The organism is Streptomyces sp. NPDC091416 (genome assembly GCF_044756845.1).
Lineage (GTDB): Bacteria > Actinomycetota > Actinomycetes > Streptomycetales > Streptomycetaceae > Streptomyces.
The window spans coordinates 154,747-167,195 of sequence record NZ_JBIVTU010000004.1 but is presented as its reverse complement, the minus strand read 5'-3'; the positions used below and the strand labels follow the sequence as shown (position 1 = coordinate 167,195).

Sequence of the window (12,449 nt, the reverse complement as noted above, 5' to 3'; positions counted from 1 at the left end):
GCCTGCGACTGCGGACTGTCCCGCCATCCCCGGTGGATCGGCGCGCGGCGTCGGATGCGGTGAACGACAGGGCGGGGAAGCGCTCCGAGGAGGAGGTTCCGTGGCTGTCACCGTGCGCCCGCCAGGAATCGCGGGACAGTCCTGACGGAGCCGGCCCAGGGAAACATCGGCGCAGCGGTCGGCACGGTGCGGTGTGTGTGCCGGCCGGCTGTGCGCGTTGTTGCCGGGGTTATGCGGCGACGTGGACACCGGTGAGCCGTTCGCTCTCGGTCCACAGGCGCTCGGCGACGCGCCGGTCCTTGGCCTTCGGCGTGAAGTTCGCCTTTGCCGGGGCGCCCACCAGGTTGAAGCGGGGGCCGTAATAGCCGCCCTGGACCACGTCGGCCGACGTGGCGGCGTACAGCATCGGGTCGGCTCCGGCCTCGGCGGAGTGCTGGGGGGTGATCTTCCAGGCGACACGGAAGAGCAGGGTCGGGTCGCCGCCGAGGCGGGGTCCCGCGTCGGCGATTCCGGTGGCGGCGTTGCCGGGGTGGGCGCCGAGCGAGAGCAGGTTCCAGCCCTGCGCGGTCGCGACGCGGGCCAGCTGCTGGCTGAGCAGCAGGTCGGCGAGCTTGGAGCGGGCGTAGGCGCCGGTGGGGCTGTAGGACTTCGTCCAGTTCAGGTCGTCGAAGTCGATGGTGCCGCGGGCGGCCATGCCGCTGGACATCGTCACCACGCGGGGCGCCTTCGCCTTCAGCAGCGCCGGCAGCAGGCGCACGGTGAGGGCGAACGGGCCGAGGTAGTTGCTGCCCATCTGCAGCTCGAAGCCGTCGGCCGTCTCGTGCCGCACCGGCGGGAACATCACGCCGGCGTTGTTCAGCAGGATGTCCACGGGCCGTCCGTCACGGACCACGGAGTCGGCGAACGCCTCCACGCCGGCGAGGTCGGCCAGGTCGACGCGGCGTACCTCCACGTCCGCCCGGGGGTGCTGGGCGAGGATCTCCTGTCTGGCGCTCTCACCCTTGGCGACGGTGCGCACCGCCATGATGACGCGGGCCCCGGCCGCCGCCAGCTTGCGCGCGGCCTCCTTGCCGGTGCCGCTGTTCGCGCCCGTCACGATCGCGAGCTTCCCGGTCTGGCCGGGTACCTGGTAGGTCATTCCCACTCCTTAAAGACTGGTGGTCTGTTCTCCCTCCCGACGCTAAAGCACCACCGGTCCGAAAACAAGAGACCGCCGGTCTTTACCTAAGAGACGGGCGGTCCGTAGAGTGTGCGCATGGAGTTTCAACGAGCGCGCAGCGAGGAGCAGCGCGAACAGCGCCGGACCGCCATCCTCGAAACGGCCGCGGAGATGCTGACCCGGACGCCGGTCGCGGACGTCAGCCTCAACGAGCTGAGCCGGCGCGTGGGCCTGGCCAAGTCGAACGTGCTGCGCTACTTCGAGTCCCGCGAGGCGGTGCTGCTCGAACTCCTCGACGCCGAGATGCGCGCATGGCTCGCCGCCCTCGCCGAGACGAGCTCGGCGGTCACCGAAGGCCCCGCGCGTGAGCGGGCAGCGCGGCTCGCCGGGATGATCGCCGCGACGCTCCGGGCGCGCCCTGTGCTGTGCGACCTGCTCAGCGCCCAGGCCGGGGTACTGGAGCGCAACGTGTCCACCGAGGTCGTGTTGCGGCACAAGCGGGCAACCCTCGGCATCGCCGACGAAACCGCGCAGATCGTCACCCGGGCGCTGCCGGAACTGGATGCCGACGACGCTCTGCACGTCGCGGCGATCACGATCCTGATCGCCGCCGCCGCCTGGCCGCACAGCACGCCGAGCGAGGCGCTGCGAGCCGCCTACGAGGCCGACCCGGCCATCGGGAAGCTGCTCATGAGCTTCGACCACATCGTCACCACGAGCCTGACGCTGACCCTCACCGGCCTCCTGGCCCAGCACGAGGCGCGAGGCGCCGAGGACTGAACTCCCGAGCCACCGCACCGCCCCCTGCCGCACACCGCACCGGGAGGTGTCCGGCGCGCAACATGCGCTCCGGACCGGGCCCGCCGCCCGCATACACCCGCCGAGGCGCGGTCGACGCCCTGGTCCACGCGCCGCTCTCCGCGGACCCGGCCCGCCCACGACTGCCGCCGGACGCCGCCCCCGACGCACAGGATCATCCACGGCGGGGCGTTCATTCCGCCGCCACCTCGCCGATGTCCCGAGGCGTACCGGCTGCTCAAGGACCGGTCCCAGCTCGGCCGCGTCCTCCTCCTGCCCCGAAAGCACGCGACACACCGCACCTCGCACCAGCGCGAGAAGCTCCCTGGTCATCTTCGGCCAACGGGCAGCGGCCGCGATGCGAAGAAGCCGCTTCCAACTCCGTTCGGTCAGGCCCGCATACGGTGCGCGATGCTCCGCACCGACCCGGACGAGCCGCCCCGCCCCGAAGAGATCCGGGTCGGTTCCGGTGATCTTTCCGCGAACCCCGGCGGAGCCCAGGCCGGCGTTGGCCGGACATGGTCCTTCTCAGCACCGACGGCTGTTTCGGTGTTCCCCGGGGCCGGGTGCGGCCGGCGGGCGGTGCTCGTACCACCGCCGGTCGGCCTCCAGTTGGGCGGCGAGCGAGATGAGCCGTTCCTCGCTGCGGGAGGGACCGAGCAGCTGGGCCCCGACGGGGAGCCCGCCGGGGGTGAAGCCTGCGGGGACGTTGATTCCGGGCCAGCCCAGCACGTTCCACGGCCAGGCGTACGGGCAGGCCTCGGTCATCGCCACATCGGTGCGCCAGGCGCTCAGTCCGTCGAACCTGCCGATCCGGGGAGGCGGCAGGGCTGTCGTCGGGGTGAGCAGCACGTCGAATCCCGTTCCTTCCCTGCCGCGAGCGGGGTGGAACAGCGCGCCGATACGCCGGTGCTGGCGCACCTCGCGGGCACGTGCCGCCCGCACCACCCGGCCGCCGAGGCGGGTGCCGGTGCGCAGGGCGCTGCGGGTGCGGGGGTCCAGGAGCGCGGGTTCGGGGTGCAGGGCGGCGAGTTCGGCGATGCCGGCGGTGGCACGGGGGAGGAAGCCGAGACCGATCAGCCCGTAGCGCGGCCGGGCCTCCTCGACGTGATGGCCGAGGCGGGCCAGGGCCTCGGCAAGTTCGGTGACCGCACGGCGTACGTCCGGGTCGGGCGCCGCGCCCGTGAGGGTGAGCGGGGGGCGCCAGGCGAGTGCGATGCGCAGTCGGCCCGGGTCGCGGCGGGCGGCGGCCCGGGCCCGGACGGGCGGCGGGCGGTGCGGGTCGTCGGGGTGGGCTCCCGCGACGGAGTCCAGCAGCAGCGCGGCGTCGGCGACGGTCCTGGCCAGGGGGCCGTTGACGGTGAGTCCCTGGAAGGCGTCGCTGTGGGGATGCACGGAGATCCGGCCGCGCTGCGGCTTGATGCCGACGAGGTGGGTCCAGGCGGCGGGGATGCGGACGGACCCGGCCCCGTCCGAGCCGAGCGCGGCAGGCACCAGTCCGGCGGCGACGGCGGCCGCCGAACCGCCGGACGAGCCGCCCGGGGTGTGGTCGGTGTTCCACGGATTACGGGTGGCGCCGAAGGCGGATCCCTCGGTGAACGGCCACTGGCCCAGTTCGCAGGAGTTGGTCTTCCCCACGATCACGGCCCCGGCCGCTCGCAGCCGGCGTACGGACTCGCTGTCGGCGGTCGCGGCGGGCAGCTCCCCCGCGCAGCCGAAATGAGTGGGCAGCCCGGCGACGTCGGTGTCGTCCTTGACGGCGAGCGGCACCCCGAGCAGCGGCAGACGCTCCCCGGCGGCGAGCTTGCGGTCGGCCTCTGCGGCCTCGGCGAGTGCGGCGGTCGCGCGCAGGTGCCGGAAGGCGTTGAGGGAGCCCTGGCTCGCCTCGATCCGGGCGAGGGCGTCGGTGACCAGCCGGACGGAGGTGGTGCGGCCGTCCGCGAGGGCCTGTGCGCTGTCGGCCAGCCCGGCGGGGGCCCCGATGTCCGTTCCGGTGGGTTGCGCAGAGGACATGGGCTGCCCGCCTTCCTCGTACCGTCAGGTGCGTGTACCTGGCCGACCGAACGAACTTACTGGAGGGTAACGAGTCATGACCGATCCCTCAACCGCTCGCCCGGGCCCGTGGGCGCCACCACGCGGCCCGGGCGGTGCCTGCCCTACGGCTGAACGGTGATCTCACCGATTCCGGTGCCGAGCCCCGCACAGTGCGCGGTCGACTGACCGGACTGCCCGGGGTTCAGCGTGACGCGCTCACCATCGACGTCCGGCGACCAGCCGCAGACCAGGTGCACCCAGAAGGTCTGCGTCGCGGAGCCGTTGTTGCGGCAGAGCGCGTAGCCGGTGTAGTCGTCGATGGCGTGCTTGCCCGTCTCGCAGGAGAGTCCCGGCGGTGTCTTCGCCAAAGCCGCTGCCGAGGCTGCCGTGGCCAGGCCGGTGGAGACCGCGAGCGCCGCGGTCAGTCCTGCGACGGCGGCGCCCCGTACGGCAGCCCCGGACCGGCTTCCCATGGACTTCTTCATGTCTCCCTCTCGGTCGTGACAGGGACGGTCGCCTGCGACCGTCCCCCACCCTTAACCGATCACAGCACACAACGTCACGCTGGGTACGCACCCGATACGATGCGTCGCCACTCCGCCGGGCGGCCACCCCCCGCCCGGCGTACGCTCGGAAGATCGGGCCGCAGACCCGGACAGTCCCGTTACGACCCTTCGAGGAGGCGACGTGACCGGTCCACACCTCGGCACACGCCCCGCCGCATGGACTGCGGCGATCGTTCTCTCCGTCACCGGCAGCGCGGTCCTGGGCGCCGGCACGTCCCACGCGGAGGACATCGACCAACTCACCGCGCAGCAGATCGCCGACCGCTCCCGCGACGCGCTGCTCAGCGCGCAGTCCCTGCACCTGAGTACGCGCGGGGACCTCGGCAAGGGCAGTACACCCATGACCCTGGAGCTCACTCTGGACCGGGACGGCAACTGCAACGGTTCGGTGGACCTCGGCGACAGCCAGGGCTCGGCACTGATCGTGAAGCGGGGCGACGACATCTGGATCAAGCCGGACGCGGACTTCTGGAAGAACCAGGTCCCCAACGGCGGTTCGGCCTTCGCCGCGATCGTCGGCGACCGCTACATGAAGGGGTCGGCCGACGACCCCCGGCTGAGCGCCCTGACCAGGACCTGCGACCTGAAGACCTTCCAGAAGCTGGTCAGCGACAACGCGAACGACGACACCGGCACGCTCAACAAGGGCGAGAAGACCACGCTCGGCAAGGCGTCCGTCATTCCGCTGACCCGCATGCGCGACGGCACCACCCTGACCCTGGACGTGGCGGCCACCGGCAAGCCGTACCCGCTGCGGCTCACCATCGAGGGCAACGGCGCGGACGCGGTCGTGGGCTTCTCCGCCTTCGGGGAGCCGGTACCCAGGACCACGCCCTCGTCGGCCGACTCGTTCGACGTCAGCGCGCTGCTGGGCCGGTCGACGAGCCCTGTGTGACGCTCTCGCGGCCGGTGGTCCGCACCACGTCGAGCCCGGTGTGACGCTTTCGCGGCCGGTGGTCCGCACCACGTCGGGCCCTGTGTGACGCTCTCGCGGCCGGTGGTCCGCACCACGTCGGGCCCTGTGTGACGCTCTCGCGGCCGGTGGTCCGCACCACGTCGGGCCCCGTGTGACGCTCTCGCATCCGGTCCGCACCACGTCGGGCCCCGCGCGGACCGGCCGGTCAGGGCCGGCCGGGGCTTTCGGTGACGGGATCGGGGGTGGGCGGGACGGCGCCCACCGGGAACGCGCCCCCGGGTCAGGCGCCTCTTGCCGCAAGACCCATCCGCACGATGTGCAGCGCGAGGTAGAGCTCAGCCGCGGACTCCGCTTCCGCGGGGCGTCGGCCGGTCAGTTCGGTGATCCGGTTGAGGCGGTACAGGACCGTGTTGCGGTGGCAGTGAAGGAGCGCCGCGGCGCGTGCCGTGGAGCCCCCGGCGGTGAACCAGGCGCGCAGGGTCTCCAGCAGCATGGACTGCTCCGCCTCCGGCTGGGCGCGCAGGGGACCGAGCACGGCCTCGGCCATCTCCGCCGCCGCGTCCGGGGAGGCGGTCGCGAGCAGGGCGATCGGTGAACTCCCGTAGAGATGGCTCCCGGTCGTGCCGGGCGGCAGGCACTGCACCGCGAGCTGCGCCTCGCGCCAGGCCGTGGCGGCGTTGACGGGAGAGGCGAAGGGGCGGCTGACTCCGACGCGGGAGAGGACCCCGTCCATGAGCGCGTCGACGGCTGCCGTGAGGGCGGATTCGTTCGAGAGCGCCAGCAGACCGACCTCGGCATTGATCTGGGACATCCAGGCCGATCCGACCCCCGCCGCACGGAGCCGGACTGCCGCGCCGGGCAGCGGCTCCGTGGCGTCGTGGCCCTCGGCGCACACCACGAGGAACGGTCCCTGACGGTCGAGCCCCAGGACCCTGACGATGTCCCACGCGCCGGCGCTCGTGCCGACCCTGCCGTCCAGCAGGGTCGCGAACATGGCGCCCCGCGCCGTGGTGTCACGGCGTGCGTGCACCTCGACCACGGTGCGGTAGGCGTCGGCCGCCGCGCTGGAGTACGAGTCGATCGCCGCCCAGAGGCCGGAGGCGATCGGCAGGAGCGTGGCGGCGATCTCCTCGTCGTCGGTCAGGGCACGCAACCTGTCCCACACGAAACGCCCGGCCGTCCGGTACGCGTGGAGCAGTGCGGCGAGCGGGATGCCGTGTTCGGCCTTGAGCCGTCCGGCCGCACGCGGCGCGTCGAGGGTGGCGGGCCCGCCCTGAAGGGTGGTGAGCAAGGTCCGCAGGTTGTCGCGTACGACGGCGCGCAGCCGTTCCTCGTCGAGCAGCGCGCGCTCGCCGTAGACGTGCTCGCCGCTCATGATCTCGGCGGTCAGCTCGTCGCTGAGCCGGCCCACGTCCGCCAGCAGTCGGCCGACCAGCTCCGCAACGCGTTCGTCCTTCTCCAACTCCGCGACCACGCACGGATTCTAGACCCGCACTGTTTGTGCGGGCGCACAAACGGACGACTCGTTTTCCCGCTCGCTGCCCATGGTCTGATCCGGAACGGGGCGATGGAATCACGGTCAGTGGGTTCCACCGCGGTTCCGGTGTGCGAGGGCACCACCTCGACGGATCATGGGAGGTCGGATGTACGACTACGACTACGTCATCGTCGGGGCAGGTTCCGCGGGATGCGTGCTGGCTTCCCGGCTCTCCGAGAACCCGGACGTCCAGGTGGCGGTGATCGAGGCGGGCGGCCCGGACACGGCGCAGGAGATCCATGTCCCCGCGGCCTTCAGCAGGCTGTTCAAGAGCGACCTCGACTGGGACCTCGACACCGAGCCCGAGCCCGGGCTCAAAGGACGCCGGCTCTATCTGCCCCGCGGCAGGACGTTCGGCGGCTCCAGCTCGATGAACGCGATGATCTACATGCGTGGCAACCCGGCCGACTACGACGGCTGGGCCGCGGCCGGCGCGACGGGCTGGTCCTACGCGCAGGTGCTGCCCTACTTCCGCAAGGCCGAGGACAACGAGCGTGGCGCGGACGCCTTCCACGGTTCCGGAGGCCCCCTGCGCGTGAGCGACAGCCGCTCCGCCCACCCGTTGGCCACGGCCTTCGTGGAGTCCGCGGTACGGGCCGGCCACAAGCGCAACGACGACTTCAACGCGGAGTCGCAGCTGGGCGTCGGTCCCTACCAGCTCACCCAGCGTGATGGCATGCGATGCAGCGCGGCCGTCGCCTACCTCCACCCCGTGCTGCACCGCCCGAACCTGACGGTGCTTCCCTCGGCCCTGGCCCACCGGGTGGTGATGGGGAACGGCCGGGCGACCGGCGTCGAAGTGGGCATGGGCGGAGCCGTCGAGGTGATCAGCGCCCGGCAGGAGGTGATCGTCTCCGCGGGGGTGTACGAATCCCCGAAGCTGCTGATGCTGTCCGGCATAGGACCGGCCGCCGCGCTGGCTGCCGCCGGCATCGACGTAGTGAGCGAGCTGCCGGTCGGCCAGGGTCTCCAGGACCACTACATGGCGCTGCTCAACTTCCGGACCCGTGCCGAGTCGCTGATGACCGCGGCGAGCCCGGAGAACGCGGCACTCCTGGAGAGCGAGGGACGGGGGCCGCTGACCTCCAACATCGGCGAGGCGGGCGGCTTCTACCGTACGCGGGAGGGAATCGAGGCGCCGGACGGGCAGCTCCACATGGCTCCTGTCCTGTTCCACCAGGAGGGACTCGGTCCCGTCGCCGAGCACGGCTTCGCGCTCGGCCCGTGCGTGCTGGCGCCGACGAGCCGCGGACAGGTCACGCTGCGGTCGTCGCGGCCGGACGCGGCGCCGCGCATCTCGCACAACTACCTGACCACGGCCGAGGACCGCGACTGCCTCGTGAACGGCGTGCGGATCGCCCTGGAGATCGTCGCGCAGGCCCCGCTGGCCCAGGCGGTCACCGGGCCGTTCGACGTTCCCGGCTCGGATTCGACGGCGGACATTCTGGCCTGGGCGAGCGCGTCGGGAATGACGTTGTTCCATCCGACGTCGACCTGCGCCATCGGCTCCGTGGTCGATCCCGAACTGCGCGTGCTGGGGGTGGCGGGGCTGCGGGTCGTCGACGCGTCGGTCTTCCCCTCGGTGCCCCGGGGCAACACCAACGCGCCCACCATCATGGCCGCCGAGAAGGCCGCCGATCTCATCACGAGGGCTGCGCGATGACCACGGCGGCGACAGCTGAGCAGGTGGAATCGGCCGACCGGGCCCTGGCCGAACTGGTCCGGGGCGAAGCGGCCTGGGCGGCGTGCGACCTGGCACGGCGCCGGCTGCTGCTGGAACAGGTGCACGCCCGGACCGCCGACCGGGCCTCGGCCTGGGTGCGCGCCGCGGCCGCGTACAAGCAGCTGCCCGACGACAGCCCGCTGCTCGGCGAGGAGTGGATGTCCGGCCCCTATCCGGTCCTGACCGCCACGTCCGCGCTGGCCGCCGGCGTCCGCGCGCTGGAGGAGGGACGGAGCCCGGTGGACGGCTTCCCGCTGACCACCGCACCGGGCGGGCGCGTCGCCGTGCGCGTCATGCCGCACGGCATCTGGGACCGGCTGCTGCTGAGCGGCTTCAGCGCGCAGGTGTGGATGCCGCCCGGCGTCACGGCCGAGGCCGTACGGGAGGAAGCGGGTCTCGCGCTGCGCCGGCCCGGCAGGACCGCCGGCGTGAGCGTGGTGCTCGGCGCCGGGAACATCACGTCGATTCCGGTACTGGACGTGCTGTACGAGCTGTACGCCCACAACCGCGTCGTCGCCCTCAAGCTCAACCCGGTCGCCGCGGGACTGCTCGACGTGTTCCGCGCGGTTCTGGCCCCCCTGATCGACGTGGGAGCCGTACGGATCCTCACCGGCGGAGCGGACATCGGTACCCGCCTCGTCCACCACACGTCGGTGGGTCATGTGCACATGACCGGCAGCGCCCGGACGCACGACGCGATCGTCTTCGGCGGCGGCGAAGAGGGCGCGCACCGCAAGCGCGCCGGTACGCCCCTGCTGACGAAGCCCGTGACCAGCGAACTGGGCGGGGTCTCGCCGGTTGTCGTGGTGCCGGGCCCGTGGTCGGAGGCCGACCTCCGGTTCCAGGCCGAGCACGTGGTCACCCAGCGGCTGCACAACGGCGGGTACAACTGCGTGGCGGGCCAGGTCGTGATCGTAGGTTCCGACTGGCCCCAGAAGGACCGTTTCCTCGCCCATCTGAGGACAGCCCTGGCCGAGGCCCCGCAACGCTCCGCGTACTACCCGGGGAGCGACGACCGGGTCGCGGAGGCGCTGGAGTCCTACCCGCAGGCCCGCGTCCTCGGCGGACGTGTGCTCATCGAGGGCATCGATGCGGCGGAACCGGGACCGGCGCTGACCACCGAGTACTTCGCTCCGGTGCTCGGCGTCCTCGAACTGCCCGGCGACGAGCGTGCGTTCCTCGCCTCCGCGGTCCGTACCGCGAATGAGGAGTTCGCCGGCACACTCGCCGTCAACCTGATCGCGCACCCGCGCACCCTGACCCGTCTCGGGCCGTCGATGGACGAGGCGATCGCCGAACTCAGGTACGGCACGGTCGCGGTCAACGCCTGGGCCGGTCTCGGGTATCTGACCGCGGCCGCCAGCTGGGGCGCGTTCCCCGGCCACACCCTCGACGACGTCCAGAGCGGCATCGGGGTCGTGCACAACGCGCTCCTTCTCAACAACCCCGAACGCACCGTGGTGCGGGGTCCGTTCCGGCCTGCTCCCCGCGCCCTCGCGCACGGTGAGGCCGCGCTGTCCCCCAAGCCGCCGTGGTTCGTCACCAACCGGACCGCCGCGACGACAGGACGCCGGCTCGCCGGCTTCGCCGCCGGGCCCCGTTGGTCGGCGCTGCCCGGAATCTTCTCCTCCGCGTTGCGCGGCTGAGACGGGGAAGAGGGCCTGCCGTGCTCAACCTCGCCGTCGTGCTGGAACAGACCGCCCGGGACTTCCCGGACCACACCGCCCTGGTCCTGGGCGGGACCCGCATGTCGTACGCGGAGGTCGACGCCGCGGCCGCCCAGGTCGCCGCGGCCCTGTCGGCCCGCGGGATCGGCTCGGGCGACCGGGTGGCACTGAGCTGCCCCAACGTCCCGTTCTTCCCGGTCGTCTACTTCGGCATCCTCAAGGCCGGAGCCGTCGTCGTCCCGCTGAACGTCCTGCTCACCGACCGTGAGATCGCCTACCACCTGCAGGACTCGGCCGCACGGGTCTACTTCTGTTTCGAGGGCACCGAAGAGCTGCCCATGGCCGCATCAGGCCGGGCCGCCTTCGCGTCCGCACCGGACTGCGAGCACTTCGTGGTGATCACTCAGGACCCCGCGTCGCCCGCCCCCTCCCGGGAGGCGACGACGCTCGCCGAGTTCACCCGCGGCATGCCGGCGGTCTTCGAGTCCGTGGCCACCGCGGAGGGCGACACCGCCGTCGTGCTCTACACCAGCGGCACCACGGGCAGACCCAAGGGTGCCGAACTGACGCACAGCAACATGGTGCACAACGCACTGCTCGCCAACCGTCAGTTCGACATGGGCGCGGGCGATGTCCACCTTCTGGCGCTCCCGATGTTCCATTCCTTCGGCCAGACCGTTCAGCTGAACGCGTCCTTCGCCTGCGGAGCCACGATCGTGCTGCTGCCGCGCTTCGAGGCGGGTGCCGCCCTGGAGGCGATGGAGCGGGCGGGTGTCACGTTCTTCGCCGGGGTACCGACGATGTACTGGGCGCTGCTCACCTACGAGGCCGCCGGCGCCCACGATCTGGCGGCGATCGCCCGCAACCTGCGGATGGCGGTGTGCGGCGGCTCGGCCCTGCCGTCGGAGGTACTGAGCGGCTTCGAGCACCGGTTCAACGTGCCGATCCTGGAGGGATACGGCCTCTCCGAGACCAGTCCGATCGCCACCTTCAACCGTCTGGACCGGCCCCGCAGGCCCGGATCGATCGGTCTGCCGGTATGGGGCGTCGAGGTGAAGGTCGTCCGCACGGACGGTTCGTCGTGCGATCCGGACGAGCCGGGCGAGATCCACGTCCGCGGGCACAACGTGATGAAGGGCTATCTCAACCGGCCGGAGGCGACGGCCGAGGCGATCGACCCGCACGGCTGGTTCCGCACCGGCGACATCGCCAGACGGGACACCGACGGCTATCTCTACATCATCGACAGGATCAAGGACCTGATCATCCGGGGCGGCTTCAACGTCTATCCCCGGGAGCTCGAGGAAGCGCTGCTCACTCATCCCGGCATCAGCCTTGCCGCCGTCGTCGGCGTTCCGCACGCCCGGCACGGCGAGGAAGTGAAGGCCTTCGTCGTCCGTAAGCCCGGCGCGACGGTGACCGAGGACGAGCTGATGGTCTGGTGCAAGCAGAACATGGCAGCCTACAAGTACCCCCGCCTCGTGGAGTTCCGGGACCGCCTTCCCATGACGGCCACCGGAAAGATCCTCAAACGTGAACTCGCCGACTGAGTATCGGGCCAAGGGTTTAATCCGCTGATAATCGATCCCAAACGCCGAAACCGGGTCGAGAATCAGCCATTTATCGAACGTCAAGAATTGGCATAGGATCAAGGTACTGGCCGGTAAGTCTGGCGTATGAACGTCTGAACGAATTACTGTCGCACTGCTGTACGCCCAACGGGGGCGGTCCACAGGCAGTGAACACACCGGACCGTCATCACTGACTCCGTCCCCGCCCACGGGCCCGCACGTTCAGGCATCCGAGCTGCAAGGTGGAGGAGTCGACAAGTGAGCACCTACAGACCCTGACAGCGCAACGGAACAACGGCCGTCACGCGGAACGACGCTGCCGGCTTTCGCCGATTCGTCCTGATCCAGGGGAAGGCGCACCCCATCCACCCACAGCCGGAGCGGGCCGGCCCTCAGGCATGCCTCGCGCGGTGCCACAGCCTCTCGGTCTCCCACCGGCGTCCGCTCCCGAAGGGGCCGGGCGCTGCCGGAGCCTCGA

The 12,449-nt window shown here is 71.5% G+C and carries 9 protein-coding genes; 5 read left to right on the top strand and 4 right to left on the bottom strand.

Annotated features, from left to right (window positions below; all coding sequences use genetic code 11):
• Positions 1–229: 229 nt before the first annotated feature.
• Positions 230–1,138: an SDR family oxidoreductase gene (locus ACIQMX_RS14325; protein ID WP_402477796.1), complete on the bottom strand. Its 909-nt coding sequence runs from the start codon at positions 1,136–1,138 to the stop codon at positions 230–232.
• 117 nt (positions 1,139–1,255) lie between these two features.
• Between ACIQMX_RS14325 and ACIQMX_RS14320 the strand changes: the two genes are divergently transcribed.
• Positions 1,256–1,939 carry a TetR/AcrR family transcriptional regulator gene (locus ACIQMX_RS14320; RefSeq protein ID WP_402477793.1) on the top strand — a complete coding sequence of 228 codons (684 nt, stop codon included), beginning with the start codon at positions 1,256–1,258 and terminating at the stop codon, positions 1,937–1,939.
• Positions 1,940–2,485: 546 nt separating this feature from the next.
• Here the strand turns inward: ACIQMX_RS14320 and ACIQMX_RS14315 are convergent.
• Together ACIQMX_RS14315 and ACIQMX_RS14310 are read right to left on the bottom strand one after the other, a co-directional pair.
• On the bottom strand, positions 2,486–3,970 hold the full coding sequence (locus ACIQMX_RS14315) for an amidase (protein ID WP_363074895.1): 1,485 nt from the start codon (positions 3,968–3,970) through the stop codon (positions 2,486–2,488).
• A 143-nt stretch (positions 3,971–4,113) separates the two neighbouring features.
• Positions 4,114–4,476, bottom strand: a complete 363-nt coding sequence (locus ACIQMX_RS14310) for a hypothetical protein (protein ID WP_363074897.1) — start codon at positions 4,474–4,476, stop codon at positions 4,114–4,116.
• 202 nt (positions 4,477–4,678) lie between these two features.
• Between ACIQMX_RS14310 and ACIQMX_RS14305 the strand changes: the two genes are divergently transcribed.
• A complete protein-coding gene (locus ACIQMX_RS14305) occupies positions 4,679–5,452 on the top strand; it encodes a hypothetical protein (RefSeq protein WP_363074899.1) in 774 nt (257 codons plus the stop codon).
• A 301-nt stretch (positions 5,453–5,753) separates the two neighbouring features.
• Here the strand turns inward: ACIQMX_RS14305 and ACIQMX_RS14300 are convergent, their stop codons facing one another.
• Positions 5,754–6,947, bottom strand: coding sequence for a PucR family transcriptional regulator (locus ACIQMX_RS14300; RefSeq protein ID WP_402477790.1), 1,194 nt, complete (start codon positions 6,945–6,947; stop codon positions 5,754–5,756).
• Positions 6,948–7,116: 169 nt separating this feature from the next.
• Between ACIQMX_RS14300 and ACIQMX_RS14295 the strand changes: the two genes are divergently transcribed.
• Genes ACIQMX_RS14295 through ACIQMX_RS14285 form a run of 3 tightly spaced genes read left to right on the top strand, consistent with a single transcriptional unit; the run spans position 7,117 to position 11,950 of the window.
• Positions 7,117–8,673, top strand: a complete 1,557-nt coding sequence (locus ACIQMX_RS14295; protein WP_402477787.1) for a GMC family oxidoreductase — start codon at positions 7,117–7,119, stop codon at positions 8,671–8,673.
• The gene (locus tag ACIQMX_RS14290) at positions 8,670–10,379 is read left to right on the top strand and encodes an aldehyde dehydrogenase family protein (RefSeq protein ID WP_402477784.1); all 1,710 of its coding nucleotides are present in this window, start codon (positions 8,670–8,672) and stop codon (positions 10,377–10,379) included. Before ACIQMX_RS14295 ends, ACIQMX_RS14290 begins: the two co-directional genes overlap by 4 nt.
• Positions 10,380–10,399: 20 nt before the next feature.
• Positions 10,400–11,950 (top strand): long-chain fatty acid--CoA ligase, encoded by a 1,551-nt coding sequence (locus tag ACIQMX_RS14285; RefSeq protein ID WP_402477782.1) that lies wholly within the window; start codon positions 10,400–10,402, stop codon positions 11,948–11,950.
• The last annotated feature ends 499 nt before the right edge of the window (positions 11,951–12,449 follow it).

What these genes read in the sequence shown, in the direction of transcription:
- ACIQMX_RS14325 (WP_402477796.1), bottom strand. Translation starts at nt 1,138, where the DNA reads ATGACCTACCAGGTACCCGGCCAGACCGGGAAGCTCGCGATCGTGACG.
- ACIQMX_RS14320 (WP_402477793.1), top strand. Translation starts at nt 1,256, where the DNA reads ATGGAGTTTCAACGAGCGCGCAGCGAGGAGCAGCGCGAACAGCGCCGG.
- ACIQMX_RS14315 (WP_363074895.1), bottom strand. Translation starts at nt 3,970, where the DNA reads ATGTCCTCTGCGCAACCCACCGGAACGGACATCGGGGCCCCCGCCGGG.
- ACIQMX_RS14310 (WP_363074897.1), bottom strand. Translation starts at nt 4,476, where the DNA reads ATGAAGAAGTCCATGGGAAGCCGGTCCGGGGCTGCCGTACGGGGCGCC.
- ACIQMX_RS14295 (WP_402477787.1), top strand. Translation starts at nt 7,117, where the DNA reads ATGTACGACTACGACTACGTCATCGTCGGGGCAGGTTCCGCGGGATGC.
- ACIQMX_RS14290 (WP_402477784.1), top strand. Translation starts at nt 8,670, where the DNA reads ATGACCACGGCGGCGACAGCTGAGCAGGTGGAATCGGCCGACCGGGCC.